The 12,650-nt window shown below is 71.5% G+C and carries 7 protein-coding genes; all 7 read left to right on the plus strand.

From position 1 onward, the window contains the following. The first annotated feature begins 4 nt into the window (after positions 1–4). A complete protein-coding gene (locus PGN25_07595; protein MEH3117460.1) occupies positions 5–4,075 on the plus strand; it encodes an amino acid adenylation domain-containing protein in 4,071 nt (1,356 codons plus the stop codon). Positions 4,076–4,531: 456 nt separating this feature from the next. Further along, positions 4,532–6,751 (plus strand): TonB-dependent siderophore receptor, encoded by a 2,220-nt coding sequence (locus tag PGN25_07600; protein MEH3117461.1) that lies wholly within the window; start codon positions 4,532–4,534, stop codon positions 6,749–6,751. Then, entirely contained in the window at positions 6,745–7,644 is a 900-nt protein-coding gene (locus PGN25_07605; GenBank protein MEH3117462.1) for an ABC transporter substrate-binding protein, read from the plus strand. Before PGN25_07600 ends, PGN25_07605 begins: the two co-directional genes overlap by 7 nt. Next, positions 7,641–9,629, plus strand: coding sequence for a Fe(3+)-hydroxamate ABC transporter permease FhuB (fhuB, locus tag PGN25_07610; protein ID MEH3117463.1), 1,989 nt, complete (start codon positions 7,641–7,643; stop codon positions 9,627–9,629). The genes PGN25_07605 and fhuB overlap by 4 nt, the downstream gene beginning before the upstream one ends. A gap of 74 nt (positions 9,630–9,703) precedes the next feature. Next, positions 9,704–10,417 carry a siderophore-iron reductase FhuF gene (fhuF, locus tag PGN25_07615; protein MEH3117464.1) on the plus strand — a complete coding sequence of 238 codons (714 nt, stop codon included), beginning with the start codon at positions 9,704–9,706 and terminating at the stop codon, positions 10,415–10,417. Next, on the plus strand, positions 10,417–11,271 hold the full coding sequence (locus tag PGN25_07620; protein ID MEH3117465.1) for an ATP-binding cassette domain-containing protein: 855 nt from the start codon (positions 10,417–10,419) through the stop codon (positions 11,269–11,271). The genes fhuF and PGN25_07620 overlap by 1 nt, the downstream gene beginning before the upstream one ends. Positions 11,272–11,533: 262 nt before the next feature. Beyond that, the gene (locus PGN25_07625; GenBank protein ID MEH3117466.1) at positions 11,534–12,490 is read left to right on the plus strand and encodes a hypothetical protein; all 957 of its coding nucleotides are present in this window, start codon (positions 11,534–11,536) and stop codon (positions 12,488–12,490) included. The last annotated feature ends 160 nt before the right edge of the window (positions 12,491–12,650 follow it).

Below are 12,650 nucleotides of genomic sequence, written 5' to 3' on the forward strand. Positions count from 1 at the left end.
GCGCATGAGCATCGACGCCACGCAGATCGCCCGGCGCTTCGCCGGCCTGACGCCCGAGGGCCGCAAAGCCTTCCTCGCCAAGCTCGCCGCGAACGGCATCGACTTCGCCGCACTCCCGATCGTGCCCGTGCAGGATCGGGAAACGCTGCCTCTGTCCGATGCCCAGCGCGGGCTGTGGCTGACCTGGCAGCGCGATCCCGAGAATCCCGCCTACAACCTCACCGGCATCCTGACGGTCGCAGGGCCGATCGATCGCGACGTCCTTCAGGACGCGCTCGACGGCCTCGTGCGTCGCCACGAGAGCCTGCGCACCACCTTCCTCCTCGGTGCGGAGGGCGAGCCGTACCAGCGCGTCCACGCCGCGATGCCGGTTCCCGTGATCCTGCGTGAGGACGTGCGGGACGAGCGCCAGAGCCGGGCGCGGGCGGAGACGCTGGCGCGCACGCCGTTCGACCTCGAAACCGGCCCGCTCCTGCGGATCGAGCTGCATCGGCTCGGCGAGGACGATTCCCGCCTCGTGCTCGGCTTTCACCACATCGTCGCGGATGGCTGGTCGATCGGTCTCTTCCTGCGCGACCTCGCGGCCCTCTACGCTGCCCGGCGCAACGACCTCCCCGACGGCTTGCCGCCGATGCCCGTGCAATATGCCGATTATGCCGCCTGGCAGCGGCACCGGCTGGAGGCGGGTGAGGCCGGGCGGCAGATCGCCTTCTGGCGCGATCGGCTCGGGAGCGGGGACGAGCCGACACCGCTTCCGCTCGACCGGCCGCGCAGGGCGCAGCGCGACGACGCCGGCGGATCCCGCGATCTCGCCCTGCCGCCGGACCTGAGCGAGGCCCTGCGCGCGCTGGCGCGGCGCGAGGGTGCGACGACCTTCATGGCGGTGCTCTCGCTCTTCGCGCTGACGCTCGCCCGGTTCGGCGACACGGAGACGGTCCGCATCGGAACGCCGCTGGCGAACCGTGAGCGGCCCGAGACGCAGCCGATGATCGGCTACTTCACCAACCTCGCGGTGTTGTCCCTGGACATCGATCAGCGCGACGGTTTTCGCGCGCTGCTGGCCGCGGTGCGGGAGCGCGTGCTGGCGGCGCAGAGCCATGTCGACGTGCCCTTCGACCGTTTGGTCGAGGCGCTGGCCCCGCCGCACCGGCCGGGCCTGCATCCGTTCTTCCAGGTGAAGGTCACGGAACAGGCCGGCATGCCCGTCGGCGGGCGCTTCGCCGGGATGCCGATGCGCCTTGCCGGAATCGACAGCGGTGCCGCCCATTTCGACCTGAGCCTCGATCTCCTGGACAGGCCCGACGGCATCGCCTGCCGCATCGCCTATGCCCGCGACCTGTTCGATCCCGAGACGATCGCGGCGCTGGCCGACGGCTTCGCGGCGCTGGCCGCCGACGTCGCGGCCGAACCCGACCGGCCCCTCCACGCCGTCGGCACCCGCTCCCGTGAGACCGCCGGAGGGCCCCGGCCCGAGCCCGCGCAGGATGTCGTCGACGATATCGTCGATTCTTGGCGCGCCCATGCCGCGCTGGCGCCGGATGCGGTGGCCCTGCGGCAGGACGGGACGACCCGCAGCCGGGCCGAACTCGACCGCGCCTCGGACCGGCTCGCCGCGCGCCTTCTCGCCTCGGGGCTTCGCGGTGACGAGCCTGTCGCCCTCCTGATGGAGCGCAGCCCGGAATGGGTCGCGGCGCTGCTGGCGGTGCTCAAGGCGGGCGGGGCCTACCTTCCGCTCGATCCCGCGCTTCCCCGCGAGCGGGTCGCCGCCCTGATCGCCGACAGCGGTGCGCGCCGGATCGTGACCGACGGGCCGGACGATCACGGCCTCGCGCGCTTCACCGTCTCGTTCGCCGACGAGCCCGTCACGACCGCGCTGTCCCTGACGCGGACCCTTCCGCGCGCGGAGCCGGATCAGGCCGCCTACCTGATCTACACCTCGGGCTCGACCGGCCGGCCCAAGGGCGTCGTCGTCACGCGCGGCGGCTTGGCCAGCTACGTGCGCGGCGCGATCGACCGGCTGGCGATCACGCCCGGCCTGCGGCTCGCCATGGCCTCGACAGTCGCGGCCGATCTCGGCAACACGGTGCTGTTCGGGGCGCTCGCGGCGGGCGCGGAACTCGACCTCATCGATCGGAAGACCGCCTTCGATCCCGATGCGTTCGCCGCGCATATGGCGCAGCATCGAATCGACGCGCTCAAGATCGTGCCGAGCCATCTCGGTGCGCTGCTCCAAGCCTCACGTCCGGCCGACGTGCTGCCCGGGACGCTCCTCGTTCTGGGCGGTGAGCCTCTTCCCTGGTCCCTCGTCGAGCGCGTCGCCGCGCTGAAGCCCGGCTGCCGCGTCGTCAACCATTACGGGCCGACCGAGGCGACGGTGGGCGCGCTCTGCCAGGATGCGGCGCAGGCCGAGCGCGCGGCGGGCACCGTCCCGATCGGCCGCCCCCTCGACGGCGCCGCGGCCCACGTGCTCGATCTCTGGCTGTGCCCGGTGCCGGTTGGGGCGACGGGCGAACTCCATCTCGGCGGCCGGACCCTGGGGCGCGGCTATCTCGGACGGGCGGCCGCGACCGCCGAGCGCTTCGTGCCCGATCCGTTCGGCGCACCGGGAGCGCGCCTCTACCGTACCGGGGATCGCGTTCGGCGCCTGCGCGACGGCAGCCTCGAATTCCGCGGCCGCGCCGACGACCAGGTCAAGATTCGCGGGCACCGCGTCGAGCCCGGCGAGGCGGCGGCGTTCCTGCGCGGGCTCGACGGCGTTCGCGACGCCGCGGTCGTCGCGGTCGCGGAGGGGGAGGATCGGGACAGGCTTCAACTCGCCGGCTACGTCGTCGCGCAGGAGAGCGTCGATCTCGACGCGCTGCGGCGGCAGGCGACGCGGCACCTTCCCGAAGCGCTGGTCCCCGCGAGCCTGACGCGGCTCGCGGCACTCCCGCTGACCCCGAACGGCAAGCTCGACCGGCGCGCCCTGCCTCTCCCGCCCAAGCCGCGGCGGTCGGCCGAACCGCCGCGCGTGGGCGCGGAAGCCGATCTCGCCACGATCTGGGCCAACCTGCTCGGCCTCGAGCCCGGCGAGATCGGGCGCGCGCAGTCCTTCGCCGACCTCGGCGGCGATTCGATCCTCAGTCTCAAGATGCTCGCGCGCATCCGCAAGCAGGGGTTCCCGGGTGGCAAGGGCCTCACGCTCGCCGCCATCCTCAACGCGGAGAGCCTCGCGGCCCTGGCCGCGCGGCTTGCCCCGGCGCAGGCGGCGCCGGCCGAGCCGTCGAGCGTGGAGCTCGTACGCCTGCACGAGGGCGGTTCGGGCGTGCCCCTGTTCTGCATCCCCGGCCTGATCGCGAACGCGACCGAGTTCACGGGCCTTGCGGAAAGCCTCGGCGGAAGGCGGCCGGTGCTCGGCTTCGTCAGTCACGTCCATACCCGGCGGCGCTGGCACGGATACGACATCGCCGCGCTGAGCGACGCGTACGCCGCGTCGATCGCCGGCATCACCAGGGGCGGTCGCTGTGCGCTGATCGGATGGTCCTCGGGCGGCGACCTCGCCTTCGAGACGGCCCGGCGCCTCGAAGGGCGGGCCGAGGTGGCGTTTCTCGGACTCGTCGACGTGTTCGAATCGGTGCCCTTCGGCAGCGACCGCCCGCTCGACGACGCGGACCGTGGCCGCGCCGCAGGGCGACTCGCGCCGTGGCTCGCCCGTTCGAGGATGGCTCGGCACTGGCGCGCCCTGATCGCGCGGATGGACGGCGAGGAGCGCTCGGGACTCGACGCCTATCTCGCCGACAGCGCCGAGGAGCCGCCCGCGGACGGCCCGGACCTCGACTCGCGGGAGTTCGAACTCTGGGCGCTGCTCGACAAGCGTATCCGTGCCAAGCGCCACGTCTACGCTCCGCTGCCGTGCCCGGTCCACGTCTGGCAGGCCGAGGATTCCCTGACCCGGAGCGAGCGCTTGCGCGACTGGAGCCTCCTCGCACCGGTGGCCTCGCACGTCACGGTGCCCGGGACGCGCCACCTCGACATCGTCCGCCATGCCGTCTTCCGCAGGAGCGTCGCCGAAATGCTGGACAGGGCGACGGACTGATCGACGCCTGGACGCGCGGGCGGCGAGAATGCGACTGTGGCTTCTTCGACACACGCCACGGTGGGGTTTCCGCGGCAACAACTCAGCGCAAGCCGGCCGCGATCCGCAACGAACAGATAAGTTATTTGATTGCAGTAATTTAACAGGATTATAAGGGCCGTGGCTAGAGTCCTTCTTGTTTAAATTAGAATGATGATAAAATTCAAGAGATTGATATTTTCGACTCTGAAGATATGGTTCTTTCCGAAGTTTATTCTTGGATTCAAGCAAGCCACAAGCCTCTGTCCTTCGTCCGAGTCTGCCGGCAGATCCGGCGGCATCGCCCGGTTGCGGCTCGGGCGAGCGGAAGAGGCAACGTTCGTCCCGCCCTGCCGCGGGCGCCGCGCGACGAATTCACCCGCCAATCCAACGGAATCCACGATTCGGCCGGCAGGTCGACACCAGGGAGTTGCATCGATGCCCGGAGCCGGGGCCGCCATCAACGAAGGACGATCCTCAGGCGCGAGCCGATGCTCCGGAAGGCTCGCGAACCGGCGCTTCGCCGCCTGCCTCGCCCTCGTCGCGGCCTCGTCCCAGGTCCAGGCGCAGCCGCAGGTGACCCTCGAGGAGTTGAGCGTCCAGGGCGTGGGAGGGGCCGGAGGGGCCCGGGTCGAGCGCGCCGACGGGCCGGTGAACGGTTACGTGGCCAAGCGCAGCGCTTCGGGAACCAAGACCGACACGCCCATCACCGAGACGCCGCAATCGATCTCCGTGGTTCCGGCTCGGCAGATCCGCGACACCGGCTCCACGAGCTTCGCCGAAGCCCTCGCCTACACGCCCGGCGTCGCCGCGCAGGCGGTGGGCGGCTTCGGACGCACCTCGGACGGCTTCACGATCCGCGGCTTCAACGTCGAGACCGGCAATGCGGGTCTGCTGCGCGACGGCCTCAAGCTCCAGTCCGGCGTCTACGACGGCACCCAGGAGCCCTACGGACTGGAACGGCTCGAAGTCCTGAAGGGCGCGGCCTCGATCCTCTACGGCCAGCTTTCCCCCGGCGGCGTCATCAACGCCGTCAGCAAGCGTCCGCTGCCGACGCCCTACAACGAACTGAACTACACGGTCGGCAGCTTCAACCGGCAGGAGGTCTCCGGCGATTTCAGCGGCCCCCTCACCGCCGACGGCGAGTGGTCCTATCGTCTGACCGGCCTCGGCCGGATCAGCGACAGCTATCTCGCCTTCACGCCCGACGACAAGCTCTACATCGCGCCCGCGGTCACATGGCATCCTTCGGCCGGGACGTGGGTGACGGTCCTCGGCTACTATCAGGAGATCCGCACGCGCTTCCCGCCGCCGCTGCCGGGGGTGGGTACGCTCCTCGACAACACGCCCTTCGGGCGCTTCCCGATCGAACGCTTCTACGGCGAGCCGAACTTCGATCGCTTCGACTCGCGCAGCGGCGCGGTCGGCTACATGGTCGATCACGCCTTCTCGGACACGGTGCGGCTGCGCCACTCCCTGCGCTACTATCAGGCCGGCGTCGATTGGGATTACCTCCAGCCCGGCACCCTGGCGGCGGACCGGCGCACCTTCAGCCGCAGCGTCAGCGTCCGCAACGAGAACGCGACCGGGATCGCCTCGGATACCTCCCTGGAGACCAAGTTCGCGCTCGGCCCGACCGCGCACACGCTGATCGCCGGCATCGACTATTACCGCAGCTTCCTGAACTCCGAGCGTTTCGGCGGCACGGCCGGTTCGCTCGACGTCTACACGCCGGTCTACGGGCGCAGCACGCCGATCGTGAACTATGCGGTCAACAACGGTTCCAAGAGCCTGCTCGACCAGATCGGGATCTACGCGCAGGACCAGATCCGGTTCGACCGCTTCCTGCTGCTTCTCGGCGGACGCCAGGATTTCGCCCGGACCCAGATCCTGACCTACCGCACCGGCGCGCGGCTCGACCAGAACGACGACGCCTTCAGCGGGCGGGTCGGCCTGCTCTATCTCGGCGACGACGGCCTCGCGCCCTACGTGTCCTTCAGCCAATCCTTCCAGACCTTTGCGATCACGGACCGCCTGGGCAATCCCTTCCAGCCCACCACCGGCGAGCAGGTCGAGGGCGGCCTGCGCTGGGAGATCCCGGGGGCCGATACGCTGCTCAGCGGGGCGGTCTTCGAGATCAACCAGCGGAATGCGCTGGTGCCCGATCCGATCGACCCGACCTTCTCGGCCCAGACCGGTCAGATCCGCTCGCAGGGTGCGGAGTTCGAGGCGCGCTCGAACTACGGTCCGCTGCAACTCGTCGCCTCCTACTCCTACACGGACACGCGGCAGGTGCGCACGACCAACCCGGCCGCCCTCAACCAGCGCGTCGACCTCGTGCCGTACCACCTCGCTTCGGCCTTCGGCACCTACGAGATGAGCCAGTTCGGACTGCCCGGCCTGCGGCTCGGCGGCGGCATCCGCTACATCGGCAGTTCGAACATCACCGGCGCGACCTTCGACACCCACCCCGCCACGCTCGTCGATCTCGTCGGCCTCTACGATTTCGGCGTGGCCAACCCGGACATGAAGGGCTGGCGGGCGCAGCTCAACCTGCGCAACGTCACGGATCGCTCCTACGTGACCTGCCAGACGGTCCGCGGCTGCCGCTTCAGCGAGCCCCTCAACGTCTTCGGCACGATCGGCTACCGGTGGTGAACCTCGCGCCGACGCGGCGGACCGTGCTCGGCGGCCTCGCGCTCGCAGCGCTGCCGCCCTGCGCCCCGTCGCAGGGTGCGGAGGCCGCGAGCCGCCGCATCGTCACGCTCGACGGCCTGTTCACCGAGACGCTGCTCGCCATCGGCCGCGTGCCGGTCGCGACCGCCAACCGGCCGCTCTACGAGAAGCTGACGGCCGTGCCGGCCCTGCCGGCCGAGGTCGTCGACCTCGGACCGCTCCAGGAGCCCAATCTCGAACTCCTGCAGATGCTGCGGCCCGACCTCATCGTCGCCGCGACGCTTCAGGCCCAGACCCAGACCGCGCTCGCCCGCATCGCCCCGGTCATCCCCTTTCCGACCCTCGCGGGCGCCGTGCCGCCGCTCGATCACCTGCGCCGCATGACCCTCGACCTGGGCCGGCTCGCGGGCCGGGAAGCGGCGGCGGACGCCCTCGTCTCGCGAACCGACCTGACCCTGGAAGCCGCCCACGGCCGGCTCGCCGGCCGGACGGCGCGGCCCGTCTACATCGCGCGGCTGCGCGAGGACGGACGCCAGGTCGCGATGTTCGGCGGGAAGAGCACGGTCGGAGCCGTCGCGGCTCGGCTCGGGCTCGCCAATGCCTGGGCCGGCCGGCAGAGCGGCGCCGGCACGGCGGTCGCCGGAATCGAGGATCTGGCGGGCACCCCGGACGCGCTGTTCGTCCACTTCGATCGCGGCTCCGAGACCGCCCGCGCCCTGGAGCGCCTGAACGGGAGCCCGATCTGGCAGGCGCTGCCCTTCGTGCGCGAGAACCGCATCCTCGCCCTGCCCGTCGTCCACCCGAACGGGGGCCTGCCCTCGGCCGCGCGCTTCGCCGGGCAGCTCGCCGCGCGCCTGCCGGCGGAGCCCGCATGAGTTCCGCGAGACGCGCCGGTGCCGGCATGATCCTCGGCGCGACGCTCGTCGCGCTCGCGGGAATCGCCACGATCCTGCTCTTCGGCCTCAACCTTGCGGGCACGCTGCCGGCGGCAGGATGGAGCGCCGCCCTGCTTCATCCCGATCCCGGGAACCTGCCGCAGCTCGTGGTCCACGACAGCCTGCTGCCCCGGCTCGCGGTCGGCCTTCTCTGCGGAGCCGGGCTGGGGCTCGCCGGTGCGCTGTTCCAGCAGGTGCTCGACAATCCGCTCGCCGAGCCCGGCACGCTCGGCGTCTTCGCCGGAGCCAAGCTCGCGCTGGCGCTGGCGACCCTGTGGCTGCCGGAACTGCTCGCCTTCGGCTACGAGCCGGTCGCGCTCACGGGCGGCGCGGCCTGCCTCGGCCTCGTGCTGCTCCTGAGCAACCGCCAGGGGTTCGCGCCGCTCGCCGTGATCCTCGCCGGCCTCATCGTCGCACTGTACTTCGAGGCGATCGCCAAGATGCTGGTGCTGGCGCATTTCGAGGCGCTCGCCGACCTGTTCCAGTGGCAGGCGGGATGGCTCAACCAGAACAGTTGGTCGGTGGCGGCGAGCCTCGCGCCGCGGATCGGCCTCGCGGCGCTCGCCGCCGCCCTGCTCGCCCGCCCCCTGGCACTGCTCGACCTCGACGAGGCGGGCGCGCGCAGCCTCGGCCTGCCGATCGCCTGGATCCGGCTCGCCGCGCTCCTCGTCGCCGTGTTCCTCGGCGCGAGCATCGCCGGAGCCGTCGGCGCGATCGGCTTCATCGGGCTTGCCGGCCCGGCGATCGCCCGGCTCGGCGGCGCGCGGCGGCTGCGGGATCGCATGCTCTGGGGCAGCCTCGTCGGCGCCGTCCTGCTGGCCCTCGCCGACCAACTGGTCCAGGCCCTGTTCGGGCGCATCGGCCTGCCCACGGGAACCGTGACCGCGCTGCTCGGCGCGCCGCTGCTCGTCGTCCTGCTCGTCCGCCTGCGCAAACCGGACACCGAGACGCGCCTGGCCGTCGCCCCATCGGCCGCGCGCCGCCGACGGTCCTGGCCGCTCGTCGCCGCCCTGGTGCCGACGCTTCTCCTCCTCGTCCTCGTCGCGCTCGCCCTCGGCCGGCTGCCGGGAGGCTGGGTCTGGACCTGGTCCGATCTCGGTCCGCTCCTGCCGTGGCGGGCGCCGCGCGTGTTCGCCGCCCTCGGCGCCGGGGTGATGCTCGGCGGCGCCGGCACCCTCCTGCAGCGCCTGACCGGCAACCCGATCGCCAGCCCCGAACTGCTCGGCATCTCCTCGGGCGCGGCGCTCGCCCTCGTCGCGGCCGTGTTCGCCGGCTCCGACCCCGGACGCGCCGGCCTCCTCGCCTGCGCGATCGTCGGTGCCGGTCTCGTCCTCGCGGCGGTGCTCGCGCTCGGGCGCCGCTCCGGCTACGCCCCGGCCCACATGCTGCTCGTCGGGGTGGCGCTCACCTACCTGCTCGGCTCGGTCGTCGCCCTGATCCTCGCCAGCGCCGATCCGCGCACCGCGATCCTGCTGACGTGGTTGTCGGGCTCGACCTACAACGCGGGCGACGGCGAGGCCGCCTTCGCCTGCGTCCTGGCCGCCGTGACGCTCCTCGCCGCACCGCTCCTGGCGCGCTGGCTGGAGATCCTGCCCCTCGGGGCGAGTGCGGCGCGGGCGGTCGGCGTCGCGGTCCCGCGGGCGCGGCTCGGCCTGCTCGCCGCCACGGCGGTGTTGACGGGGGCCTCGACCCTGATCGTCGGCCCCTTGAGCTTCGTCGGGCTGATGGCGCCCCATATCGCCCGGATGGTCGGCCTGCAGCGCCCGACGCCGCAATTCGTGGCCGCCGGCCTGCTCGGCGGCACGATCATGGTCGGCGCGGACTGGCTCGGCCGCATGATCGCCTTTCCCTGGCAGGTTCCGGCCGGTCTCGTCGCGACCGGCCTCGGCGGAACTTACTTCATCTGGCTGATGCTGCGGCGGTGAGAGGGGTCGCCGAACCGATGGACCTGCGGGGAAGGGACTTGCAGAGGCGGCTCGACCCATGCGTTGTCGCCGCCATGACCCTTGAAGCGCTCGCGCCTCTCTTCACCGGTCCGCTCGCGCCCTACGCCGACCGGCTGGTGCCCGCCTCCGATCCGCGCCCCGGAGTGAGCGGGCGAGCGCTTCTCGATCCCGAGATCCTGGCCGAACGACTCGCCCGCTTCGCGCGCAACTACGAGGCGCCCGAGCCCCGCGCCGTCGCCTCGATCTGGTCGAAGCATCACCTCGCCTCCCTCGTCGTCCCGACGCTCCTGGCCGAGCTCGTCCTCGGCCGCACCTTGCCGGTCGCGCTCGACGCGGTCGAGGTGATCGCGGGCGCGGACGGGCGCAGCAGCGCCTTCCGGCTTCGCGAATCCGATCCGCCCCTCGCGCCGCGGGGCCGGTTCGCGCCGCTGATCGACGGACACCTGGAACCGCTCTTCGACGGGCTCGCGGCCGTGTCGGGACTTCGTCCGCGCGTGCTCTGGAGCAATGCCGGCCTCGTCTTCGACGGGATCGCGCGGCAGGCCGAGGCGCTGCCCCTGCCGGATCGGGCCGGCCTCGACGCGCTCCGCCGCCTTCTCGCCGACGCGCGGCGGCCCGACGGGCGGCCGAACGCGCTCCATGCCCCCGTGCGCCTGGTCGGCCCGGCAGGGGCGGCATCCCGCCGCCGCCGGGTCTGCTGCCTGCGCTACCTGATCCCGGCACAGGGCCTGTGCGGCACCTGTCCCATCGAGACGAGACCTGCATGATGCCGAACCACGGGGCGCCGCTGTTCACGCTGCGCGAGGCCAGCTTCGCGGTCGGCGGGCGCACGCTCCTGCAACCGCTGACGCTGGCGCTGCCCGCCGGCGAGGTCGTCGGGCTGATCGGCCATAACGGCTCCGGCAAGTCGACGCTGATCAAGCTGCTCGCCCGGCAGCAGCCGGCGAGCGCCGGCGAGGTCGCGTTCGAGGGGCGTCCGTTGAAAGCCTGGGGCGAGCGCGCCTTTGCCCGCAAGGTCGCCTACCTGCCCCAGTCCCAGCCGGCGGCCAGCGGGATGCTGGTGCGGGAACTCGTCGCGCTCGGGCGCTATCCCTGGCACGGCGCGTTCGGCCGATTCACGCCGGGCGACCGCAACAAGGTCGAGGAGGCGATGGCCCGCACGGGGATCGAAGCCTTCGCCGACCGGCTCGTCGAGACGCTGTCCGGGGGCGAGCGTCAGCGCGCCTGGCTCGCGATGCTGTTGGCACAGGACACCCGCTGCCTGCTTCTCGACGAGCCGACTTCGGCGCTCGACGTGGCACATGGCGTCGAGATGCTCGCGCGTGTGCGGACGCTGTCGCAGGATGCCGGTCTCGGCGTGGTCGTCGTTCTCCACGACGTGAATCTCGCTGCCCGCTTCTGTGACCGTATCCTGGCGCTTCATTCGGGCGCGCTGATCGCGCAAGGCACGCCCGATACGATCATGGCGCCGGACACGCTCCGCTCGGTCTACGGGATCGAGATGGGCGTCATGCCCCATCCTGATACCGGACTGCCGCTGAGCTACCTGCGCGCGGACCGACAGCCTGCGCATCGGCACCGTGCATGGAATTCCGCTCAGGAGGCTGCGGTGAAGGCCTGAGCGCCGACCAGCGCGCCAGCCTGGAGCGCAACGCCTTGGCCGGCTCGGACCGGCCCGGCATTCTCGAGACCAATTTTCCCTGCAAAATTAAAAGCATAACTTTTGACGGCCCGGGCATCGGAATTCTTGGCGCCTTGGCAGAAAAATTTGAGTGATTTCAATTGATTGGATGCTATTTAAACAATCGAGTGGGAGTGAGGCGGCTCCGCCACCCCTTCCCAGCGACGGCGACATCGAACGCGCGCGAGAGAGTTTTAGGAGTTTGAGGTTGCCGGCCGACTCCGCCGATGCCGAAACGCTGTTGCGCGACGCGCTGGCCGATGCCGGCACCGCCTGGAATCTCGGAAGCTTCGGCGCCGTGGCCGAGTTCATGCGCGACGACGGCGAACCCGTCCAGGCACTCCCCGACGACCGGATGGGTCTTGCCACCGACCGCGGTGCCATCGCCCTGACGCCCGGTCCGGGCCTGCGCCCCGTCGCCTACGAGACGGGCTTCTCCGGCGGCTACAACCACGCCGTGGCGCTCTGCCTGCCCGAAGCCGCCTGCGCCATGAGCGGCCGCACCGTTCTCACGGAACTCGGCCCCGACCGGGAGGCCGCTCGCCCGGAGGATCGGGAGGCGATCCTGTTCGATCTGGGGCTGGGGCTGCGTGCGGTCGATGCCTGCCTGCGTGCGCGCGATCCGGAGGTCGTGGCGTGCCTGCGGGCCGGCGCCGGGAAGCCGCTCCTCGCCGCGGACAACCCGGTCGGCCGGCACCTCGTGGCCATGAGCCCGCACCGGATCTTCCGCGCGCGGATCGGGCGGATCGAGGTCTACGCGCCGATCCCGGGCCCTGGCGAGACGAGCCCGGAAGGGCCGCACACCCACGTTCTGCCCAAGCTTCTGCGCGCCGGCCGCACCCATGCGGCGACGACGCCGATCCCCGCCGGCTTCGTGCCGTGCGCCGGCCTTCATCCGCCGCACCCCTACAAGGACATGATGGGCCGGCGCATCCCCTTCGATCCCGACCGTCACGCCGCCTTCCAAGCCCTGCTCGAACGCTGGGGCGATCCGGATCTTCTGGCCGTCAAGCGCGGGATGGCGGGGGCCCTGCCGGATGCGGTGTCGCCCAAGCACGCGCAATCGGCCCGCCGCGTGGCCGAGCTTCAGGCGCGTTTCCTGCGCGGGGAGGACGTGCCGCCGGCAACGGATGACGAGGACGCCGACGAGCATGCCTGAACCGGGGCACGGGCCCGCGGGGCCCGTGGCGGGAATCCGGCTCCCGGTGAAGGCCGGAAGCGAGCGCTTGCCTTGAAACGACGGCCTCAGAGCATCGTCCTGGACATCGGATCCAGGACGATGCTCTCGGTTTTTGATTTCGCATCGTCTTTTCAGACAA

The organism is Methylorubrum populi, from assembly GCA_036946625.1.
GTDB lineage: Bacteria > Pseudomonadota > Alphaproteobacteria > Rhizobiales > Beijerinckiaceae > Methylobacterium > Methylobacterium populi_C.